The following is a 20,885-nucleotide window of genomic DNA, read 5'->3' on the forward strand; positions in this document are numbered from 1 at the left end:
GCCGAGGGTCCGGGGCGGACGGACGGCGGCCCTCAGGTGCCGGAGCCGGGTCGTCCTCCCGGCCCGCCCTGGCCGCGCCGCCGCTCCTCCTCGGCCAGCCGGTCCACGGCCTGCCTGGCCTTCTGGCTGCCCGTCCTCAGCTGGGTGCTGTACTTGCCCTTGGTCTTCTTGTCGGCCATCTGGGCAGCTCTGTCGACGGCCTGCCCCACCTTGCTCTCGTGCTTGACGAGCATTCCCTTGAGCTTGTTCAGCATGCTCACGCAATCCACCTTCCACGTGCGGTCACTCCTTGCGGACGGTAACGAACCGCCGCGCGCTCGTGTTCCGGGCACGGCCCGGGGAGCCGCCGGGCGGGGCGCCGCGGAGCGCCCACCGCCCGCGCGCACCGTCCGGTTTGCGAGACTGACGGGTGTGAACAGCCCCGCGAACCCCCCATCGTCACCCCGGGTCATCGCCGTCGTCGGTCCCACCGCGGCGGGCAAGTCCGATCTGGGCGTGGCACTCGCCCGTGAGTTGGGCGGCGAGGTCGTCAACGCCGACTCCATGCAGCTCTACCGCGGCATGGACATCGGTACGGCCAAGCTGACGACCGAGGAACGGCGCGGCGTTCCCCACCACCTCCTCGACATCTGGGACGTCACCGTCACCGCCAGCGTCGCCGAGTACCAGCGGCTCGCGCGCGCCGAGATCGAGCGGCTGCTCGCCCGCGGCCGCGTCCCGGTCCTCGTCGGCGGCTCCGGACTGTACGTGCGCGGGGCGCTGGACGCGCTGGAGTTCCCCGGCACCGACCCGGGGGTGCGCGCCCGGCTGGAGGCGGAGCTGGCCGAGCGGGGGCCGGGGGAACTGCACCGCCGGCTCGCCGCCGCCGACCCGCCCGCGGCCGCGGCCATCCTGCCCGGCAACGGCCGCCGGATCGTGCGGGCCCTGGAGGTCATCGAGATCACCGGCCGGCCCTTCACCGCACAGTTGCCGGAGCCCGGCGCCCGGCTGGACGTCTACGACACGTTCTACGTCGGCGTCGACGTCCCGCGGCCCGAGCTCGACGAACGGATCGCACGCCGGGTGGACGTCATGTGGGACCGGGGACTGGCCGAGGAGGTCCGCGCTCTGGAGGCCGCGGGGCTGCGCGAGGGGCGCACGGCCTCCCGGGCTCTCGGCTACCAGCAGCTCCTGGCGGCCTTCGCCGGCGAGTGCACGGAGGAGGAGGCCCGGGAGCAGACCGTCCGGGCCACGAAACGCTTCGCCAGGCGGCAGGACTCCTGGTTCCGGCGGGACGCGCGGGTGCACTGGCTGAGCGGGGCGGCCGGGCACCGCGACCGGCTGACCGGACACGCGCTGTCGCTGGTCGAACGAGCGGTCACAGCCTGATCACGTCCTGGCATCGGGACGTTCCAAGCGTCCGGAGCGGCGGTTCCGACGTGCCATCATCGACGCTCAGGCCGCTACGCCGTTGTCGTTGGGAGGGCACGTGGCGATGGATGCGGGCCCTCGCGGCGGTGACGACCCGGCCCGGGAGTCCGGTCGTACGACGCAGGTCCACGACGGGTTCCCAGAGGCGGACGAGCCCGCCTTCGCGGGCGTCGAGCCCTCGCTCGGCGCCGCGTCCCCCGAGTACCCGGCCGACCCCGCGAGCACCGTGGACCCCGTCGACGGGGAGACGGCCGAGGACGGCACGGCCCCGGAGGAGTCGTACGGCGAGCTCCGTCCGCCGCCTCGGCTGCGCCTGTGGCAGCTTGCCCCGATCGTGGGCCTCGCGGTCCTCGGCTCGCTGATGTTCTCCTTCCCCCTGGCCTTCGAGTTCGGTGACGGCGGCGCCGTCGTGGCCATGCTGGGGCTGCTGATCACCGGGTGCGCCGCGGGCTGGGGCCTGATGGCCGCCCGCCGCGTCGGCGCCACCCTGCCGGGCATGCCGCCGCGCGGCTCGGGCGAGCGCCCGGACTGGCGGGTGGTCGCCCTGTACGCGCTCGTCTGCCTCACCCTGACCGGCCTGGCCGTGTGGCGGGTGGCCCGGCTGCGCGGCTGACCGCACAGCACGGCACGGGACCGCCGCGGGACCCGGGACATCGTCGGCGCCGCGGGGAGCGGCCGCGAAACACGGCGGCACCTCCCGTACGATCGCCCCGTGAGCACCACAGCGCAGCCCGCCACCCCGCTGGTCTTCCTCAAGGGGCACGGCACCGAGAACGACTTCGTGATCATCCCCGACCCCGAGGGGCTCGTCGAGCTCTCCTCCGGCACCGTCGCCCGGCTGTGCGACCGGCGGGCCGGGATCGGCGGGGACGGCGTCCTCCACGTGGTCCGTTCCGCCGCGCACCCCGAGGCCGCGGAGCTGGCGGCCGAGGCCGAGTGGTTCATGGACTACCGCAACAGCGACGGCAGCATCGCGGAGATGTGCGGCAACGGCGTGCGGGTCTTCGCGGCCTACCTCCGCCGTGCCGGACTGGTCGGGGAGGATGCCTTCGCCGTGGCCACGCGGGCGGGCCTGCGGAGGGTCCGGGTGGCCGGGGACGGCCGGGTCACGGTCGGCATGGGCCGGGCCGCGCTGCCCGCCGACGAGGGCGGGCCCGTCACCGTGACGGTGGGGGCGCGGAGCTGGCCCGCGCGCAACGTCAACTTGGGCAACCCGCACGCCGTCGTCTTCGTCGACGCGCTCGCGGAGGCCGGGAACCTCCTCGACGCCCCGCTCGTCGCCCCGGCCGCCGCCTACCCGCAGGGCACCAACGTCGAGTTCGTCGTCGACCGCGGGCCGCGGCACGTGGCGATGCGGGTGCACGAGCGCGGCTCCGGGGAGACCCGCTCGTGCGGCACCGGCGCCTGCGCCGTCATGGTCGCGGCGGCCCGGCGGGACGGCGCGGACCCGGCCGTGGACGGCCGTCCGGTCACCTACACCGTGGATGTGCCCGGCGGGCGGCTGGAGATCACCGAGGAGGCGGACGGCGCGATCGAGATGACGGGGCCCGCCGCCATCGTCGCCGAGGGCATCGTCGAGCCCGGCTGGCTCGCCACGGGCTGAGCTCCGGGCTCGGAGCTCCGGCGGCCGAAGGCCGGACCGCGGGCTCGGGCTGTCCGAAGCCGGACGCCCGGGCGCGGGCTACCGGTGGTCGGCGCCCGGGCCGCAACTCCCCACGGAGCCAGCGCAGATCGCCCGATGGGGTGATCAGGCACCGGGTGGGCACCACCCGGACGGCGCGCCGTGATGGGGTCGGTAGCATCGAGCAACTGACGGTGCGACACCTTGCAGGGAGCTGTGGTGAGTGCGGTACGGGGCCTCAGAAAGCTCAGCCGGGCCGCGATGAGCGGTTCGGCCCCGCGAGGCCGCCTGCCGGACGCGCTGGAGCACGTCGCCCAGACGCACCGCTCCCACCACCCCGGGGCCGAGCTGGACGCGCTGCGCCGCGCGTACCTGCTGGCCGAGTCCTCGCACCGGGGCCAGATGCGCAAGAGCGGCGAGCCGTACATCACGCACCCGCTCGCCGTGACGCTCATCCTCGCCCAGCTCGGCGCCGGGACGACGACGCTGACGGCCTCCCTCCTGCACGACACCGTCGAGGACACCGACGTCACCCTCGACCAGGTGCGTGCCGAGTTCGGGTCCGAGGTGGCCTACCTCGTGGACGGCGTCACCAAGCTGGAGAAGGTCGACTACGGCGCCGCGGCCGAGCCGGAGACGTTCCGGAAGATGCTCGTGGCCACCGGCGACGACGTGCGGGTCATGGCCGTCAAACTCGCGGACCGGCTGCACAACATGCGCACGCTCGCCGTCATGCGGCCGGAGAAGCAGGCACGCATCGCCAGGGTCACGCGGGACGTGTTGATCCCGCTGGCCGAGCGGCTGGGCGTGCAGGCGCTCAAGACCGAGCTGGAGGACCTCGTCTTCCAGATCCTGCACCCCGGGGAGTACGTGCGGACCCAGGAGGTCATCCGGGCGCACGGCGCGGGGCCCGATCCGCTGGCCGCCGTCGCCGAGTCCGTGCGGGCCGTGCTCCGCGAGGCGCAGGTCTCGGCCGAGGTGCGGATCCGGCCGCGGCACGCGCTGTCCGTCCACCGGGCGGGGAAGAAGCGCGGGCCGCTGGGCCCGTGTGACTTCGGCCGGCTGCTGATCCTCGTCGCGGACGAGGCCGACTGCTATGCCGTCCTCGGTGAGCTGCACACCTGCTTCACCCCGGTGATCTCGGAGTTCAAGGACTTCATCGCGGTACCCAAGTTCAACCTCTACCAGTCGCTGCACACGGCGTTCGCGGACGCGGAGGGGCGGGTCGCCGAAGTCCTCATCCGCACCCACCGGATGCACCGGGTCGCCGAGGCCGGCGTCATCGCGCTCGGTGACCCGCATCCGCGGTCGGTGCCCCCCGGGCCGGAGAGCGGCACGCAGCCGGCCGGCGCGGCGGCCCCGGGCCCGGGCGACGGCGAGCGGGCGGACCCGACGCGCCCGGGCTGGCTCTCGCGGCTGCTGGAGTGGCAGAGCAACGCGCCGGACCCCGACACCTTCTGGGCCCACCTGCGCCAGGACCTCGCCCAGGACCGCGAGATCACCGTGTTCTGCAGTGGGGGAACGTTGCACCTCCCCGCGGGGGCCACCTGTCTCGACGCCGCCTACGCGCGCCACGGCGAGCGCGCCCACCACTGCGTGGGGGCCCGGGTGGACGGGCGGCTCACCACGCTCGGCACCGTGCTGCGCGACGGCGACGCCCTCCAGCTCCTGCTGGCTCCGGAGGGTACCTCCGGCCCCTCCTCCGACTGGCTCGACCACGTCAGGACGCCCGCCGCGCGGATCGCCGTCCGCCGCTGGCTCGACGCCCAGCCGGAGCCCTCGTCCGTTCCGGCGGAGGCCTCTCCCGCCGCGACGGACGACGGCGCTGACGACGCCGCGGGGGCTCCCGGCACGGCCGTACGCCCGGCCCCGGCATCCGGGGGAGCGCGCGCGGCCGTTGCCGTGGACCTGCCCGACCGGCCGGTGCGGCTGGCCCGATGCTGCACCCCGGTCCCGCCGGACCGCGTCACCGGCTTCACCGTCCGCGGCGGCGCGGTGACGGTCCATCGCGACACCTGCTCCGCGGTGGGGCGCATGACGGCCGCCGGCCGCGACCCCGTGGACGTCCGGTGGCAGAGCGGCAGCGGGGGCTACCGGGTCACGCTCCAGGCGGAGGCCTTCGGGCGGCCCCGGCTGCTGGCCGACCTCACGGAGGCCATCGCCGTGCAGGGCGCCGCCGTCGTCTCCGCCAGCGTCGAGCCGCCCAGGGAGCAGCGGGTGCGGCACCGGTACACCCTGCGGCTCGCGGACGCGAGCACGCTGCCCGCCCTCATGCGGGCGATGCGCGGGGTGCCGGGGGTGTACGACGTCGCCCGGGCCACTCGCCCGATGCTGTGAACGGCGGCGGGCGCATGCGGGCAGGCCCGTCCGTCGCGGTATGACCATCCCATCGGGTGGGTCGCCGATGCGCCCTCGCGGACGTCTCCCGCCCCGCTGGTACCTGGTGGACCATGACCACCGCCCGCGCCCGTTCCGCCCCCCGCCCGGCCCTGGCCGTCGCCGGCGCCGCCGTCTCCCTCGCCCTCCTCGCCGCCGCTCCGGCCCCCGAACCGCTCGGCATCGGCGACCGCCTGTTCCCCGCCCTCGGCAACCCCGGCTACGACGTCCTCCGCTACGACATCACCCTGCGCTACACCGGGGACAACACCCGGCCCCTGGAGGCCCGGACGCGCATCGCCGCACGCGTCACCGGCGAGCCGCTCGAGCGGCTGAACCTCGACTTCGCCAACGGCACCGTCCGCGAGGCCCGCGTCGACGGCGCCGAGGTCCCCTGGCTGGCGGCCGCCGAGGACATCGTCCTCAGCCCCGAGCGTCCGCTGCCCGAGGGGAAGGTCGTCGACATCGACATCCGCCACACCAGTCCCACGCGCGGCGCCAGGCCCAGCGGCTGGATCAGGACCGAGCGCGACGGCCTGGTCATGGCCAACCAGGCGGACGCGGCGCACCGCGTCTTCCCGTCCAACGACCACCCCTCGGACAAGGCCGGGTTCACCTTCCGCGTCACCACGCCCGCCGGGTTCACCGCCGTCGCCAGCGGGCGCCGCACCGCGCGGCGGGCGGACGAGGCCACCGTCACCCGCACCTTCCGCACCGCCCGGCCCATGGCCACGGAGCTCGCCCAGGTCGCCATCGGGCGCTCCCTCGTCCTGCGGCGCGAGGGGCCGGACGGGCTACCCCTGCGCGACGTGATCCCCGTCGGGCACCGCGCGGAGCTCGAACCCTGGCTGCGCAAGACCTCCGGCCATCTGCGCTGGATGCGCGAGCGCGTCGGCGACTACCCCTTCGCGACCTACGGGCTCCTCGTCGCCGAGGCCGATCTCGGCTTCGCGCTGGAGACGCAGACCCTGTCGCTGTTCTCCGTGGACTTCTTCACCGACCCCCGCCGCCCCGACTGGCACCGCGAGGCCGTCATGATCCACGAACTGGCCCACCACTGGTTCGGGAACAGCGTCAGCCCACGCCGGTGGAGCGACCTGTGGCTCAACGAGGGCCACGCGACCTGGTACGAGTGGCTCTACGCAGCCGAGCACGGCGGCCCCTCCCTGGAAGCGCTGGCGAAGCGGGCCTACCAGGCCTCCGACGCCTGGCGCCGGGACTACGGACCGCCCGCCCGGATCGACGTACCGGAGGACGACGACAAGCTGGGCATCTTCCGTCCCGTCGTCTACGAGGGCGGGGCCGTGGCGCTGTACGCGCTGCGGCAGGAGATCGGAGCGGAGAAGTTCGGCGAACTCCAGCGCGCCTGGGTGAGCCGCCACGCCCACGGCGTCGCCTCCACCGAGGACTTCGTGCGGCTCGCGAGCGAGGTCGCGGGCGAGGACCTGAGCGCGTTCCTGCGGGACTGGCTGTACGGGGAGCGCACACCGGCCATGCCCGGCCACCCGGACTGGCGCACCAAGCCGCGTCAGGGCTGACGCGGGCCGGGCCCCGGCCGGGCCCCGGCCGGGGCCCGGCCCGCGCCACGTCCGGGCCGGGCCCCGGCGCCCGGCCCGCCCCTCCGGCCCCGGGACCGGATATGCGCGTGACGCCGGGGGCCGGGCGTGTCACCATCGTCACCGAGCCCCGGCCAGGCGCCGGGAGCCGGACCGCGGGGAATGAACGCCACCCGGTGCGCGTTGTGCCTGGCGAGTCCGTTCCATCGACGTGAGGACACCCTTGACCTTCTCTTCTTCTCTTCCGCACCTCGGCCAGCGCAACGACTCGAACACGCGCCGTGCTGACGCCCTGATGGAGGAGGACGTCGCATGGAGCCACGAGAACGACGAGGAGCGTGACGGGCATCAGCTCGACCGCTCCGAGCGCGCGGCCCTGCGCCGCGTGGCCGGTCTGTCGACCGAGCTCCAGGACGTCACGGAGGTCGAGTACCGGCAGCTCCGCCTGGAGCGGGTCGTACTCGTCGGCGTGTGGACCTCCGGCACCGCCCAGGACGCGGAGAACTCCCTCGCTGAGCTGGCCGCGCTCGCCGAGACGGCCGGAGCCCAGGTGCTCGACGGTGTCGTCCAGCGCCGCGACAAGCCGGACCCGGCCACCTACATCGGCTCCGGCAAGGCCGAGGAGCTGCGCGACATCGTGCTGGAGTCGGGCGCGGACACCGTCGTGTGCGACGGTGAGCTCAGCCCCGGCCAGCTCATCCACCTGGAGGACGTCGTCAAGGTCAAGGTGGTCGACCGCACCGCCCTGATCCTCGACATCTTCGCCCAGCACGCCAAGTCCCGTGAGGGCAAGGCGCAGGTCTCGCTCGCGCAGATGCAGTACATGCTGCCGCGGCTGCGCGGCTGGGGTCAGTCGCTGTCCCGGCAGATGGGTGGTGGCGGCTCCGGCTCGTCCGGCGGCGGCATGGCCACCCGTGGTCCGGGTGAGACGAAGATCGAGACGGACCGCCGCCGCATCCGCGAGAAGATGGCCAAGCTGCGCCGCGAGATCGCCGAGATGAAGACCGGCCGCGACGTCAAGCGCCAGGAGCGCCGTCGCAACCAGGTGCCCTCGGTGGCGATCGCCGGGTACACCAACGCGGGCAAGTCCTCCCTGCTCAACCGCCTCACCGGGGCGGGTGTGCTGGTGGAGAACGCCCTGTTCGCGACCCTGGACCCGACGGTCCGGCGGGCGGAGACGCCCAGCGGCCGGCAGTACACCCTCTCGGACACCGTCGGCTTCGTCCGGCACCTCCCGCACCATCTCGTCGAGGCCTTCCGCTCCACGATGGAGGAGGTCGGCGACTCCGACCTGATCCTCCACGTGGTCGACGGCGCGCATCCCACCCCCGAGGAGCAGCTCGCGGCGGTGCGCGAGGTCTTCCGCGACGTCGGGGCTGTCGACGTCCCCGAGATCGTGGTGATCAACAAGGCGGACGTGGCCGACCCGCTCGTCGTCCAGCGGCTCCTGCGCGCCGAGCAGCACGCCATCGTCGTCTCCGCGCACTCCGGCGAGGGCGTGGCCGAGCTGCTCGAGCTGATCGACGAGGAGCTGCCCCGCCCGTCGGTCGAGCTGGAGGCCCTGGTGCCCTACACCGAGGGCGCGCTCGTCTCCCGGATCCACACCGAGGGCGAGCTGCTGTCGGAAGAGCACACGGAGTCCGGCACGCTGGTGACCGCGCGCGTCTACGAGGAGCTTGCCGCCGCCCTGCGCCCCTTCGTGCCCACCGGCCGCTGACCCCACGCCACGCAGCGCGCCCGCCGCGGAGCCCCGCGGCGGGTGCCGCGTGCCGCCCGGGCGGCGTCCGACGGACAGACGGTCACCAAGCTCGTTACCCGTGACATGCGTTTCGAGATGGCGGCCGGACCACCACCGTGCGGCTCCCGCTCCTGCGCGCCCCGCGCCACCCCGACCCCGAGACCGACCACGGCACCCACCGGCTGCGCTGCGCGCTCGTCCCGGGGCGGGCATCGGCGACGCCGTCCGGGAGGGCCATGCGATCATCACTCCCCGAGCGCACGGTCACCGGCTCCGGCGAACCCGTCGAGCCGCCGGTGTCGGTGAGCGACGAGGGCGTCGTCGAGACCGTCAAGCTCGCCGAGGACGGCAGTGGTGGCGTCGTCGCCCGGCTCTACGAGCCCCTCGGGATCCGGGCGTCCGTTTCGGCTGCGGCCCGGCTCACACCGTTCGGCCGCCCGCATCCGTCACGGACCCCGGGCCGGCAGCGCCGCGGCCGCGGCACCGACCAGACCGGCGTCCGTCCCCAGCCGTGCCGGCACCACCGCGATGCCGCGCTGGAACGACAGGGTGGCGTACCGGTCCAGCGAAGCCCGCAGCGGCCCGAACAGCAGCTCTCCGGAGCGCGCCACCCCGCCGCCGACCACGACGACGTTCAGCTCCACCAGCGCCGCGGTCGCCGCGACGGCGGCGGCGAGCGCCTGCCCCGCTCGCTCGAACACCGCGAGCGCGACCGGGTCCCCCGCCCGCGCCGCGGTCGCCACCGCGGCCGTCGACGCCGCACCCCCGGCGGGGCTCCAGCCCGCCCGTAGGGCGCGCCGGGTGATCGCCGTCCCGCTGGCGAGTGACTCCACGCAGCCGCGGCCGCCGCAGGCACAGGGCTCGCCGTCGAGTTCCACGCTGAGATGGCCGACGTGCCCGGCGTTGCCCGTCGGCCCCGCGTACGGGGCACCGTCCAGCACCAGCCCGCCGCCGACGCCCGTGGAGACCACCATGCACAGCGCGTTGGCATGGCCTCGGGCGGCGCCGTGCCGGTGCTCGGCGGCGGCGATGGCCACGCCGTCCCCGACGAGCGTCACCGGCAGCCCGGCCACCGCGGGATGACGCCGGACCCGGTCGACGAGCGGGAAGTCCCGCCAGCCGGGCATGTTGACGGGGCTGACGGTCCCGGCGGCGGCGTCCACCGGCCCCGCGCTGCCGATCCCTACCCGCCGCACCGCGCCCCAGTCGGGCGCCGCCGCCAGCTCGTCCAGCACCCCCGCGACCGTGGCCAGCACCGCGTCCGCGGGCGCCGTCGCGGGAGTGGGCCGCTGGGTGCGGAGGAGGAGCGCCCCGTCCCCGTCCACCAGCGCCCCGGCGATCTTCGTGCCGCCGATGTCCACGGCGGCGCACAGCCCGCCGGCCGCGCTCCTCTCGGGTGGCTCAGCCATGGCCGCTCCGCCACCTCCGGTGCCCGGTCCGCCTCTGACGACCGACAACGTTGTCAACTCGCGCGGTAGCCCGTCAACGGCGGCGCGTGCCCGATCCCGGCGGCCCGGGACGCCGGGGCCGTCCGGACCGCCCCGGGGGAGCGTCAGCCGGGCTCCGCCAGCTGCCGGCCGGCCCGGGCCCGCGCGTGGGCGACGGCGGGGGAGTGGACGAACTCCCAGGCCACGTCGGCGAGCCAGGCGGCCTCGGCGTCGACGCGGTCGCGCCGCGCCGGTATCGCCGGGGCGGTGGTGTCCCCCACCCGCTCGGCGGTGCGGTGCCTCCGCCGTCCCGTTCCCGCGCACGCCAGGGCGACGGCGAGGGCCGCCGCCTCGGTGGCGGCGGCCCGGCGCTCCTCGGGCACCGGATGCCGGCGGAGGGCCTCCGCGGTCCACTCGGCGGTGTCGGGGTGGACGTAGGGGCGCAGCGCCAGATAGCCGTCCCGGATCTCGATCACCCGGCGGTACCGGGCGAACTCCACGCCCCGCCGCCGGGGTACCAGCACCGCGCTCTCCGGCAGCACGGTCCACAGGGCCGACCACAGCGGCCGAAGGGCCCGGTGGTCGCGGTAGGCGCGCAGCCAGCGTGCCGGACGTTCGGTCAGCGGCCCCCAGCGCGCGGCCGTCGCGCCCAACCCGGCGAGTAGGAGGCAACACCCGCTGAGCAGCACCGAAACGGTGCTGTGCCCGACCGGCTGGGACCCCGTGCCCAGCATGTCGACGATCGCGGTCACCCCCCAGACGGCCCACAGCAGCCCGACCACCCCGCTGGCGACGAGCAACCGCAGCCCCGTGCGCAACGGACCGGACGACAGGCCGCGCGCGTGCTGCACGACGACGAGGACGAAGACGCACACGCACCACAGGCTGTACAGGGTGAACACGGTGTTGGCGGCCGCCACTGCGTACCGTCCGGAGCCGTGCGCGTACACGTGGCCGTCCGCCGCCCGCGGGCGGGCGGCCAGGAAGCACACCGCACACACCACCAGCGCGGTGACGGTGAACCGGCCGTGCCCGCGTCCCGTCCACCGCTCCTCCCGGGTGACCGTCGGCCCGGACAGCCGCAGCTTGAAGACGGTCAGAACCAGGAAGTACAGCGCCACCATCTTGAGCTCGCGGCCCAGCAGATGGGCCGGGGCGGTCAGCGAGGGGAAGGGGTCGGCGAGCCGGGCCAGGGCCTCGCCGGTGGGCGGGGCGAGGATCACCACGGCCGCTCCCATGGCGAACCCGAAGCAGCAGAGCAGCCGCGCGGCCGGCCCCGTCCTGCCCCTGCGGATCTGCCGGAGCTCGTAGCCGCTCACCCCGACGGCGAGGAGTGCCGGCAGGTAGGGCAGCGCCTCGCCCGGCCCCACGAGGGTCAGTTCCCGTCCGGCCGGCGGACGGGTTCTCCGATCAGGGCCGCCGCCCGGGAGCGCCCCTGGCCGGGCGGCGGGGACACGGCGTCGTTGCGCAGCGCCCGGTAGCGCAGCAGCGAGGCGAGGACCTCGGCCTCCTGCTCGTGCGGCTCGCCGTAGCAGGTGCGTCCGAGCACCTGCCGCACGAGCGTCGGCGGCAGGTGCGGGATCAGGACGCCGAGGGTCCCGGCGTCGGCGTCGGTCTGGCGGTCGTGGCCGAAGAGCAGGTGTGCCGCCTCGTGGAGCAGGATGTGTTCGCGGTGCAGCGCGGTGGTGTCCCGCGTGCAGAGGATGTAGTCGGTGCCGCTGGTGGTCGCCAGCAGCCCGCAGGGACCGGTGTGCGGGAGCGGGACGGGCAGGATCTCGATGGGCCGTCCGCGCCGCTCGGCCACGGACGCGATGAACGCGGTGGCGTCGAAGGGGCTGGGCAGAGGCAGGCTGTCCGCGATCCGGCCGGCCCGTCGCCATAAGCGCCTGTGCTGCCGAACGACGCGCACTCGATGCTCCTCTCAGCGCGGAGTTCCTCTCCGCGGCGGTGCGAGGATGAACGCGGAACGATAGGGAGAAGCTGTGACCACGCGGTGATCAGACCGTGTCGAGAAGTGAAAGTATACCGTCAGCCCGCACGGGTGACGAGTGATCACCACGGGCCGTTCACCCGCCCGCCCGGGGCGAGTTGGCCCCGATGCGGCCGGGCAGGCCGTCCTCCTGGCACCGGCGTCTCCACCCGCGTCGCGTCTCCGCCCGGCCCTCGCGCTACGGCCTCTCCGCGGCCCGCGCTCGTCCCCGCGCCGGCTTCGCGGCGCGGCCGGTCCCCTCCTCGTCCTCCCCGGCCCGGCCCGTGGCCCGCGCCTTCTCCTCCACCGTCTCGGCGGCCCGCAGGCGCCGCGCCGCCCGCAGCGCGGGGGGTACGGCGAGCGCGCTGACGGTCAGCTGGCCCAGGCCCAGGAGGAGCAGGGCCTCCCGCACCCCCGCCCACTGGCCCAGCATTCCGCCGGCCAGCGCTCCCAGGGCGTTGGCGCCCGCGACGAACACCTGGATCGCCGTCATCACCCGCCCCAGCTCGTCCTCGGCGGCGTCGAGCGTGAGGGCCGTGCCCATGCCCACGTTGGCGATGGCACCGAAGAAGACCGGCAACGAGACACCCAGTGCGGCGATGGCGGCGGCCAGCGGCAACGGGCCGAAGGCCAGCGGGAGCAGCAGGGTGGAGCCCGCCGCGAGGCTGAAGGTGACCACGGTGATCCGGCGTGCGTCGCTGCCGGGGCCCAGGAGGCGGCCCGCGAGAACCGAGCCCCCCAGCCCGGTGAGCCCGGACAGGGCGAAGACCAGCCCGTAGGCCGACGTGGGAAGCCCGACCTCCCGCAGGAGGAAGAGACCGGTGAGCGCCGTGAAGCCCGAGCTGCACAAAGCGGTGGAGACCAGGAAGACCGCCAGCGACCGTTGGTAGGCGTCGCCGAGGAAGAACCTCACCCCCGCCGCTCTCCGCTCCCGGCCCCGCTCCCGGGCCGCGGGCCTGGCCCGGGCGGCGTCCGGCGCCCGCATCGACACCAGGGCCAGGGCGCTGAGCAGATAGCTGACGGTGTCCACGGCCAGGGCCGCCTCGCCGCCGAACACGGCCACCGCCGGGCCCGCCAGCGACCGGCCGACCAGGGAGGCGCCGAACTTGCCGGACTGCAACCGGGCCCGGGCCGGACCGATCTGGTCCCGGTCGACCAGCTCGCGCAGGTGCACGAAGAACAGGGCACCCGACACCGTGCCGAGGAGCGCGCGCACCGCGCTCAGCGCGGCGAGCCACAGGAGGGAGACGGCGTCCACCACCAGGCCCAGGGCGACGACGCCCACCGCCGCCGCGGAGAGCAGGTCCATGATGACCAGCGCGCGGCGGGGGCGGGCGATCCGGTCCGCGAACGTGCCCAGGGGCAGGCCGAAGAGCAGCACGGGCAGGATTCCGGCGGCGGTGAGCAGGCCTGCCTCGGCCGCCGACACGTTCAACTGGACGACGGCGATGAGGGGGAAGGCGACCGCGGTGAAGTAGGAACCGAAGGCGGAGGTCGTCTGGCCCCACCAGTACAAGCTGACATCACGCCGCACGGCGGTCACTCCAGGACGTGTCGTACCGGTCATGCCGGTGTGGGCGCGGGCCGGGCGGCGAGCGCGTCCACGGTGAACAGGGCGTCGGGCTCGGGGTCGAGCAGATCGGACAGGAACAGCAGCACCCCGGCCGAGCCGCTGAACAGCTCCGCGCTGTAGCGCAGCGACTGGTCACCCAGCACCCGGACACCGGTGGGATGCGGGATCACGTACTTGAACAGGGCGCGCCCGACGCGTACGGCGGCGCGACGGCTCTCCTGGTCCCCGGTCAGCGCAGCGTGCTCGGCCAGCGCGAAGCCCCTGCCCGCCAGCCCCTGGTACAGGCCCGGCATGACGGTGAACGTGAGCCGCAGCGGGGCGAGCAGCCTGGGCAGTGCCTCGGCGAGCCGGTCGTCGTCCAGCACGCCCAGGTATCGGGTGACGGTGTGCACCATGCCGGCCGAGCCGCAGGAGAGGTAGGCCATCCTGCGGCTGTCGGACGCCGAGACGGGGAAGGTCAACGTCGGCGCGTCGGGGTCGCAGGCACGGTCGAGTTCGGCGTGCAGCAGCCGCACCCCGCGCGCGAGATGGCTCGTGTCCCCCGTGACGGCGGCCAGCTGCTGGAGCATCAGCGCGATGCCGCAGCGGCCGTGCAGGAGGCCCGTGGCGTCGTCTGGTCCGAGGTGCGGGCGCAGGAGGTCGTCCGGCGGCAGGCCGGCGGCGATCCCGAGCGCCCGGTCGAGATGGCGGGGGTCACCGGTGTGGCCGTGGACGGCCAGGTGGGCCATGGCCACACCGGCGGCGCCGCCGAACAGCGTGGCGCACTCGCGGGTGAGGGGGTGGCGGTCGGCACGGCCGAGTAGGTCGACGGCCTCGGTGAGCAGGCCGTGGTCGGCGAGTACGCGGGCGATGCCGGCGGTCCCGGCGTACAGGCCGGGGGGCAGGTCCTCGGCGGCCAGGGCGTCCTTGCGCAACCGTTCCAGCACGCCGTCGGGCGCGGGCCGGCCGGCGCGGCGCAGCGCGTGGAGCACGCCGGCCGCGCCGTAGGCGACGCACAGGGTGTTGAGCGCGTAACCCTCCATGATGGTGGGGAACATACGGGTCACGTGGTCGGCGTCGGCCATGGCGACGAGTGCGTCCGCGACGCCGTCCCGCAGGCCGGCGAGGTGCCGCTCGGGTTCGGTCGCTACCTCCTCGGGGCCGGGCAGCTCGGCGGTGCCCCGCGGCCGGTCGTAGCGGGTGGCGCGGTCCCACAGCGGCTTCGGCACCGGGGCGTAGCGGGACAGTTCGTGGTGCTGGTGGGCGAGGATGTGCGGGTTGCGCCGGGCCTCGTGCCGCAGGGGCCCGAGCAGGAGGTGGGCCAGGGCGGAGACGCCGTAGTCGTCCTTGACCGCGGGGTCGTCCACGGCCATGCCGGGCGGTGGTGTGTATCCGGGGGTGCCCACCGAGGACGGCGGCTCGTCGACGGAACGGGCGGCCCCGAAGTCGACGAGGCGGGCCTGGTCGTCCTCGTCCACGAGAACGTTCCCGGGGCTGACGTCACCGAAGAGGTAACCGACCGCGTGCAGACGCTCGATCGCCCGCTCGACCGCCGAGATGATCCGCAGGCACCGCTGGTAGTAGCGGCGCAGTTCCTCCCGGCGGACGGGGGGTGACAGCATCGGGTGGGCGGTGTTGAGCCAGCGCGACAGAGGGACACCCGGAACCAGCTCGGTCACCATGAAGTGGTGCTCCCAGACCTGGAAGTGGCCCCGGGGCTCGGGGGCCAGCCCCGGGGCGAGCGCGTGGAGGCGGCGCAGGGTCTCCCACTCGCGCCGCAGGTTCTCCGGCGCGGTACTGCCGTCGTCCAGGACTCCGCAGTGGGCCCGGGCCTCCTTGACGAACACCGTCCGTCCCGTGGACGTCTCCCGGCCCCGGTAGGTGCCCCCGGCGTTACTGAAGCGGATCGCCCCCTCGAAGGCGAAGCCGTTGAAGACCGGAGGCCCGTCGGCGCCCGCGTCGTCGGGGGCTGCCGTCCGCGCGCTTCCCGCATCGGCCGCCGCGGCCTGCCGGCCTGAACCGTTGCCTCGGTGCGTCACGAACGGGTCGGTGATGCCTTCGGGAAGGTGGAACTCCACTCCGCGGCGGTCTTCGACCAGTCGGCCGTGCCCGTCCCGGACCAGGGAGAAGGACGTGCCGTCCCCCCGCGTCCGGGGGCGGTGGACGAAGGCCCCGTACCGGTAGTGCACGGTGCGGGACGTTCCGAAGCGCCGGTCGGTGAGGATGAAGGGGCCTTCCTCACCGTCCAGCTCTTCGCTCAGTCGCTCCATCAGCCCGCGGGCCGTCGGCACGTCGGGCGGGTAGGCGGCGATGAACTTCCCGTTCTGGGCGCGGGAACCGTGAGGGTAGTGGGTACACAGGTGGAACAGCCGGCTGGCGAGGTGCTTGAAGGGGACCCCCTGGGCGAAGCACACCCGGGCCGTCGCGTCGAGCACCTCGGCGAGGCGGTCGGGCCGGGCCGACACGTGCACCTTCCAGCCGTCCTCGACGCCCCCGAGCCCGTCGCGGTGCCAGACGGTCCACAGCCCGGACGATCGGCTGCGCCACCCGTCGGGTATCCGGGCGGGCCGGAACGGCTCGCCCTGGTCCGTGCAGGTTTCCAGCGGCGCGTAGAACTCCGGGTCCGCGACGATGTACCCGGAGGGGTTCTTCCTCATCCTCGATCCACCCGTCCTGAAGAGAGATCACCGGCCGGCGCGGCCGGCCGGAGGTGCGCGCGTGTTCTCGGGGCCGGTGTGGCCGCCGCGGCGGCCACACCGGCATCCTGAGCGCTTCAGCAGAGGAGCAGGCTGACGTTGCTGTCGGCCGCGGGGTCCTCGATCTTCTCGCCCTCCATGCCCTGGAGGTTGCGGACCGAGTGGGCCTCCACCTCGGCCTCTTCCTCCTGCGGCGCGGCGGCCTGCGGCTCCTCGGGCTTCGGCTCGTTGACGTCCGGCATACCGGATCTCCCTTCCATCGGGGGTGACGGAGGCCGTGCCCGGCTTCCGTCCGTGCTCCGAAGCTAGGGCGGGGGGATTCGACAGCGGCTTGGCGACGGTATGGCCCCGGTATCCACGCCAGGCCAGGAGCGTGCGGAGGGCCCTTGACGGGCCGCGCTGCTGATATCGCGTCAAGTCCGTTGAGGCGACTGCTGGTTGATGACTGGCGCGGAGCCAGTCAATGTCCTAGGCTCACTGTGGGTATATGAGCTGAGATGAATGATCTTGTGAGGGTCATACGCTTCAGCAGGGAGACCAGCCCGCGCAAGGGGGAGGCCCTGATGGAAGGTCCGCACACCCAGCACCCCGCCGGACTGTGGTTCAGCATCCTCGGACCACTGACCGCCGACCACGACGGGAGGGCACTTCCGCTCGGACCGCTCAAGCAGCGCCAGGTCCTGGCGATGCTGCTCTGCCGAGCCAACCACCCCGTGTCCGTCGGCACGCTGACCGAGGCCCTCTGGGACGCCGCCCCGCCCCGCACCGCCCGCAAGAACCTCCAGGTCTACGTCTCGACCCTGCGGAGCATCCTGGCCGAGGCCGGGGCGGACGACCGGCTGAGCCACCGGAACGGCGGCTACCACCTCCGCGTCGGAGCCGACGAGCTGGACACGCTGCGTTTCACGGAGCTGGCCCGGGCCGGCCGGGAGGCCGCGGGCCAGGGCTCCTTCGCCACCGCCGCCCGCCTCCTGCGCGGCGCTCTCGACCTCTGGCAGAGCCCGCCGCTGGCGGAGCTCTCCTGCTCCCCGGTCCTCGCCGCGGAAGCCGAGCGGCTGGGCGCCCGTCACCTGCAGACGTACGAGGACTGGGCCGAGGCGGAGCTGCGGCTCGGCAACGCCGCCGAGGTGGCCGGCTCCGTCACCGAGCTGGCCGAGCGCCACCCGCTGCGGGAGCGCCTGATCGCCGCGCAGATGAACGCCCTGTACGCGAGCGGCCGGCAGAGTGAGGCGCTGGCGGTCTACGACGCGCTGCGGCAGCGTCTCGCCGCCGAACTCGGCCTGGAACCCAGCCCCCCGCTGGCCGCTCTCTACCGCTCCATCCTGGCCGGCGACCGGCCCGGTCCGGCCACGGACACCGTCGTACGCGGCAGGGCCCGCTGTCTGCTCCCGGGAGACCTGCCCGACTTCACCGGCCGCGAACGGCAGGCGGCCGAGCTGAGCGTGCTGCTGGCCGGAGGCCGGAACCGGCTGGTCGCGCTGACCGGGCCGGTCGGCATCGGCAAGACCACGCTGGCCGTCCGCGCCGCCCACCGCCTCGCCGCGCACTTCCCCGACGGCCGGCTGCTCGTGCGCCTGCGCGACGAGGAAGGGTGCCCGCGCCCGGCCGAGGACGTGCTCGCCGAGCTGACCCGGCTCGCCGGACTGCCCGCGCCCGCGCCGGACCGAGCGCAGGAGGCCGCGGCGGCGTGGCGTGAGTGGCTCACCCACCGCCGCGTCCTGCTGGTGCTCGACGACGCGCCCCGGGAAGCCGCCGTCCGGCCCCTGGTGCCGGACGGCGGGGCCGCCGCCGTGCTGGTGACGGCGCGCTCCCGGCTCGCCGGCCTGGCCGGAGCGCACCGCGTCGACGTGCCGCCGTTCAGCCGCGACGAGGCGCTGGAACTGCTCGGCCGCCTCATCGGCCCGGGCAGGGTCGCGGCGGACCCGGCGTCCGCCGAACACATCCTGGCCACGGCCGGCCGGGTGCCGCTGGCGGTCCGTGCCGCCGGCCTGAAGCTCGCCGTCCTGCGGCACCTGCCGCTGCGCGAGTTCGCCGGCCGGCTGACCGACCCCGGCTCGCTGCTCGACGAACTGACCGCCGGCGACGTGGGCGTCCGCAGCAGGGTGGCCCAGAGCTGGCGCGATCTGTCCGACGCCGACGGCGCGGTGCTGCGTCGCCTCGGCAGCCTGCCCGAGCCCGTGTTCACCCTCCACCAGGCCACCACGGCGCTGGAGTGCGACGGCGCGACGGCCCGCCGGAGGCTGGAGTCCCTGATCGACGCCGGGGTGCTCAGCGCGCCCGACCACGAGGTCACCTCGCACGCGGCCCTGTACGAACTGCCGCGTCTGACCCATGTGTACGCGGCCACGAGCTGCGCACATACCACTTCCGAACCGTCGGCCGCCCCCGGCTGAACCCGCGCGGGCCACGATCGGCGGGAGGGCACCGAGGGAGGGACCACCGTGGAACTCGCCGAGCTCATGGACCTGCGCCCGCAGCCCGCGGCCGGGCTGCTGATGATGCTCACGCGGCGCTGCCCCCTGCGGTGCGCCCACTGTTCGTCCGGCTCGACCATGACCGCCGCCGAGCCGGACGCGGCGAACCTGCTGCGGTTCACCGGCTCCTTCACCGCCGCCGACCACCCCGAGACGTTACTGCTGACCGGCGGTGAACCCCTGCTCCTGCCGGAACTGGCCACCGAGCTGGCCGGACTGGCCCGCGCGGCCGGCACCCGCACCGCACTGCTGACCGGGGCCTTCTTCGCCCGCGACGTCGGACGGACGTCCGGGGAGCCCGGGGCGCGGGGTGTGCTGCCGGACCGCATCCGGCGGGCGGTCGACGCGGTCGACCACTTCTCCGTGAGTCTGGACGCCTTCCACGAACGGGAGGTGCCCAGAGCGGGTGTCTTCCGGGTGGTGCGGGAGGTGCTCGACGCCGGGACCGCCGCCAGCTTCCACCTCCTCGGCACCGGTCCCGAGGACCCCTACCTCGCGGACGTGACCACCGCCGTGCGAGAGGAGTTCGGCGACCGCGTCCCCATGCTCGTCAACACCGTCCGCGCGGTGGGCCGCGCGGCCGCCGACGCCCGTCCGGCCGTCGGCGTGGCGCACGACCCCCTGCGCGCGCTGCCCTGCTCGATGGCCGCCTGGCCCGTGGTCGCCGACGACGGCGCCGTGGTCGCCTGCTGCAACCAGGACACCGTGGACCGCCGGCCGGTCCCCGCACACCTGCTGCTCGGCCACGCGGGGGAGGACGACTGGCCCACCGTGCGGCGGCGCACGACGAGCTCCCCCGTCCTGCGTGCGGTGCGGACCGTGGGGCCGACCCGGCTCCTCGCCCGTCACGGCGGCCCCGCGGCGCAGGCCACCCGGCACGCGGGCTACTGCGCCGGCTGCCGGGCCCTCGGCGAGCACCCCGAGGCCGTCGCGGGTGCCGAGCGCCTCGCCTCAGGGCCCGCCGGGGCCCTGCTCGACCAGCGGGCCGCGCGGCGGCAACGGGAGGCGGGGCCGGTGGCCTACGTGCGCCGCCACGGCTGCGCGCCCTACGCGGACCTGGTGGCGCTGCCCGGGACGGGCTCGTGACGGCCCCGGCGGCCCGGCCGCCGGCCGTCGGCCGGACGCTGCGCTCCCGGCTGCGGCTCACCGAACCGGCGCTGCACGCGGCGACCGGCAGGCTGTGGCACGGCCCCGGGCTGGCCCGCCGCTACCCCGAGTACCTGCGGCTGATGCACGGGGTCGTCCGGGCGTCGCTGCCGCTGATGAGCCGTGCCGCCGAACGCTGCTCGGCCCTCGGCCCGGACCCCGTCGCCGCCCCTCTCGCCCGCTACCTCGCCGCCCACATCGAGGAGGAGCGCGGCCACGACGACTGGCTGCTCGGCGATCTGGCGGCGCTGGGCGTCGATCCGGCGACGGCCGCGGCCCGGCCACCGCACCCGGCGGTGGCCGCACTCGCCGGGGCCCAGTACTACTGGATCGAACACCACCATCCGGTGACCCTGCTCGGCTACATCGCCGTCCTGGAGGGCAACGCACCGAGCCCCCTGCTCGCCGACCACGTGATCGAGGCCACCGGAGCACCCACCGCCGCACTGCGCACCGTCCGCGCCCACGCCGAGCTGGACGGCGGCCACACGGAGGCCCTGTACGCCCTGCTCGACCGCCTGGACCTGACCGGCGACCAGTCGGACGCCGTCGTCATGAGCGGCCTGTACACGGCCGAGGCGCTGGTCCGGCTCTTCGACACGCTCACCGGGACGCCCGGCCCCGGCGCCCTACGTCCCCGCTCCGCAGAACGTCCCGGGTTCGAAGGACTCTCAGGAGGTACACCATGACAGCGCACAGCGACCAGCCCGCTCCCGACGTGCTCACCGAGCTCCGGGCCCGGGGCTTCGACGCCGCCGGCCTCACCGCCGAGCAGCGGCAACTGCTCCGCGACCTCAGCCTCGACGAGCTCGCCGTGCTGCTGGACGCCAAGGCCAGCCTGGAGGGCGCCGACGACGAGGTCCAGGCGCACTGCGAGGTCGCGGGCGGGGCCCTCTTCTGACGGAACGGGGAACAGCAGT

Annotated in this window: 17 protein-coding genes; 10 read left to right on the forward strand and 7 right to left on the reverse strand. The window is 74.9% G+C overall.

The window, feature by feature from the left end:
- Nucleotides 1-32: 32 nt before the first annotated feature.
- Nucleotides 33-254 (reverse strand): antitoxin, encoded by a 222-nt coding sequence (locus O7609_RS20760; protein WP_269744387.1) that lies wholly within the window; start codon nucleotides 252-254, stop codon nucleotides 33-35.
- A gap of 157 nt (nucleotides 255-411) precedes the next feature.
- Here O7609_RS20760 and miaA point away from each other — a divergent pair, with 157 nt between their 5' ends.
- From miaA to hflX, 6 genes are all read left to right on the forward strand, one after another.
- The gene (miaA, locus tag O7609_RS20765) at nucleotides 412-1,368 is read left to right on the forward strand and encodes a tRNA (adenosine(37)-N6)-dimethylallyltransferase MiaA (RefSeq protein WP_269735500.1); all 957 of its coding nucleotides are present in this window, start codon (nucleotides 412-414) and stop codon (nucleotides 1,366-1,368) included.
- Between the two features lie 100 nt (nucleotides 1,369-1,468).
- On the forward strand, nucleotides 1,469-2,023 hold the full coding sequence (locus O7609_RS20770; RefSeq protein ID WP_443072182.1) for a hypothetical protein: 555 nt from the start codon (nucleotides 1,469-1,471) through the stop codon (nucleotides 2,021-2,023).
- Nucleotides 2,024-2,122: 99 nt separating this feature from the next.
- Nucleotides 2,123-3,013 (forward strand): diaminopimelate epimerase, encoded by an 891-nt coding sequence (gene dapF, locus O7609_RS20775; protein WP_269744021.1) that lies wholly within the window; start codon nucleotides 2,123-2,125, stop codon nucleotides 3,011-3,013.
- A 279-nt stretch (nucleotides 3,014-3,292) separates the two neighbouring features.
- The gene (locus O7609_RS20780) at nucleotides 3,293-5,368 is read left to right on the forward strand and encodes a RelA/SpoT family protein (protein ID WP_269744388.1); all 2,076 of its coding nucleotides are present in this window, start codon (nucleotides 3,293-3,295) and stop codon (nucleotides 5,366-5,368) included.
- A gap of 113 nt (nucleotides 5,369-5,481) precedes the next feature.
- Nucleotides 5,482-6,945, forward strand: coding sequence for a M1 family metallopeptidase (locus O7609_RS20785; protein WP_269744022.1), 1,464 nt, complete (start codon nucleotides 5,482-5,484; stop codon nucleotides 6,943-6,945).
- A 241-nt stretch (nucleotides 6,946-7,186) separates the two neighbouring features.
- Nucleotides 7,187-8,680: a GTPase HflX gene (gene hflX / locus O7609_RS20790; RefSeq protein ID WP_269744023.1), complete on the forward strand. Its 1,494-nt coding sequence runs from the start codon at nucleotides 7,187-7,189 to the stop codon at nucleotides 8,678-8,680.
- Between the two features lie 467 nt (nucleotides 8,681-9,147).
- On the opposite strand, the gene O7609_RS20800 is transcribed toward hflX, so the two are convergent.
- The 6 genes from O7609_RS20800 to O7609_RS20825 all read right to left on the reverse strand — a co-directional run bounded on the left by O7609_RS20800 (nucleotide 9,148) and on the right by O7609_RS20825 (nucleotide 16,587).
- Nucleotides 9,148-10,110, reverse strand: a complete 963-nt coding sequence (locus O7609_RS20800) for an ROK family protein (protein ID WP_269744024.1) — start codon at nucleotides 10,108-10,110, stop codon at nucleotides 9,148-9,150.
- Nucleotides 10,111-10,253: 143 nt separating this feature from the next.
- Nucleotides 10,254-11,498 (reverse strand): MAB_1171c family putative transporter, encoded by a 1,245-nt coding sequence (locus tag O7609_RS20805; RefSeq protein ID WP_269744025.1) that lies wholly within the window; start codon nucleotides 11,496-11,498, stop codon nucleotides 10,254-10,256.
- 5 nt (nucleotides 11,499-11,503) lie between these two features.
- Nucleotides 11,504-12,037 (reverse strand): ParH-like protein, encoded by a 534-nt coding sequence (locus O7609_RS20810; RefSeq protein ID WP_269735492.1) that lies wholly within the window; start codon nucleotides 12,035-12,037, stop codon nucleotides 11,504-11,506.
- A gap of 259 nt (nucleotides 12,038-12,296) precedes the next feature.
- The gene (locus O7609_RS20815) at nucleotides 12,297-13,631 is read right to left on the reverse strand and encodes an MFS transporter (RefSeq protein WP_269735491.1); all 1,335 of its coding nucleotides are present in this window, start codon (nucleotides 13,629-13,631) and stop codon (nucleotides 12,297-12,299) included.
- Nucleotides 13,632-13,660: 29 nt separating this feature from the next.
- Nucleotides 13,661-16,306: a class III lanthionine synthetase LanKC gene (gene lanKC / locus O7609_RS20820; RefSeq protein ID WP_269744026.1), complete on the reverse strand. Its 2,646-nt coding sequence runs from the start codon at nucleotides 16,304-16,306 to the stop codon at nucleotides 13,661-13,663.
- 116 nt (nucleotides 16,307-16,422) lie between these two features.
- On the reverse strand, nucleotides 16,423-16,587 hold the full coding sequence (locus tag O7609_RS20825) for a hypothetical protein (RefSeq protein ID WP_269735489.1): 165 nt from the start codon (nucleotides 16,585-16,587) through the stop codon (nucleotides 16,423-16,425).
- A 321-nt stretch (nucleotides 16,588-16,908) separates the two neighbouring features.
- On the opposite strand from O7609_RS20825, the gene O7609_RS20830 reads away from it, so the two are divergent.
- From O7609_RS20830 to O7609_RS20845, 4 genes are read left to right on the forward strand one after another with little or no spacing between them, the layout of a single operon-like run.
- The gene (locus O7609_RS20830) at nucleotides 16,909-18,738 is read left to right on the forward strand and encodes an AfsR/SARP family transcriptional regulator (protein ID WP_269735488.1); all 1,830 of its coding nucleotides are present in this window, start codon (nucleotides 16,909-16,911) and stop codon (nucleotides 18,736-18,738) included.
- 48 nt (nucleotides 18,739-18,786) lie between these two features.
- The gene (locus O7609_RS20835; RefSeq protein ID WP_269735487.1) at nucleotides 18,787-19,905 is read left to right on the forward strand and encodes a radical SAM protein; all 1,119 of its coding nucleotides are present in this window, start codon (nucleotides 18,787-18,789) and stop codon (nucleotides 19,903-19,905) included.
- Nucleotides 19,902-20,654, forward strand: a complete 753-nt coding sequence (locus tag O7609_RS20840) for an iron-containing redox enzyme family protein (protein ID WP_269735486.1) — start codon at nucleotides 19,902-19,904, stop codon at nucleotides 20,652-20,654. The genes O7609_RS20835 and O7609_RS20840 overlap by 4 nt, the downstream gene beginning before the upstream one ends.
- Nucleotides 20,651-20,866, forward strand: a complete 216-nt coding sequence (locus O7609_RS20845; RefSeq protein ID WP_269735485.1) for an aroma-sacti cluster domain-containing protein — start codon at nucleotides 20,651-20,653, stop codon at nucleotides 20,864-20,866. Before O7609_RS20840 ends, O7609_RS20845 begins: the two co-directional genes overlap by 4 nt.
- Nucleotides 20,867-20,885: the final 19 nt, after the last annotated feature.

The organism is Streptomyces sp. WMMC1477 (genome assembly GCF_027460245.1).
Taxonomy (GTDB): Bacteria; Actinomycetota; Actinomycetes; order Streptomycetales; family Streptomycetaceae; genus Streptomyces.

Bases quoted from the DNA above. Each gene is read 5' to 3' on its own strand.
- lanKC (WP_269744026.1), bottom strand. From the start codon at position 16,306: ATGAGGAAGAACCCCTCCGGGTACATCGTCGCGGACCCGGAGTTCTAC.
- O7609_RS20760 (WP_269744387.1), bottom strand. From the start codon at position 254: ATGCTGAACAAGCTCAAGGGAATGCTCGTCAAGCACGAGAGCAAGGTG.
- O7609_RS20830 (WP_269735488.1), top strand. From the start codon at position 16,909: ATGGAAGGTCCGCACACCCAGCACCCCGCCGGACTGTGGTTCAGCATC.
- O7609_RS20825 (WP_269735489.1), bottom strand. From the start codon at position 16,587: ATGCCGGACGTCAACGAGCCGAAGCCCGAGGAGCCGCAGGCCGCCGCG.
- O7609_RS20845 (WP_269735485.1), top strand. From the start codon at position 20,651: ATGACAGCGCACAGCGACCAGCCCGCTCCCGACGTGCTCACCGAGCTC.
- O7609_RS20785 (WP_269744022.1), top strand. From the start codon at position 5,482: ATGACCACCGCCCGCGCCCGTTCCGCCCCCCGCCCGGCCCTGGCCGTC.
- O7609_RS20780 (WP_269744388.1), top strand. From the start codon at position 3,293: ATGAGCGGTTCGGCCCCGCGAGGCCGCCTGCCGGACGCGCTGGAGCAC.
- O7609_RS20800 (WP_269744024.1), bottom strand. From the start codon at position 10,110: ATGGCTGAGCCACCCGAGAGGAGCGCGGCCGGCGGGCTGTGCGCCGCC.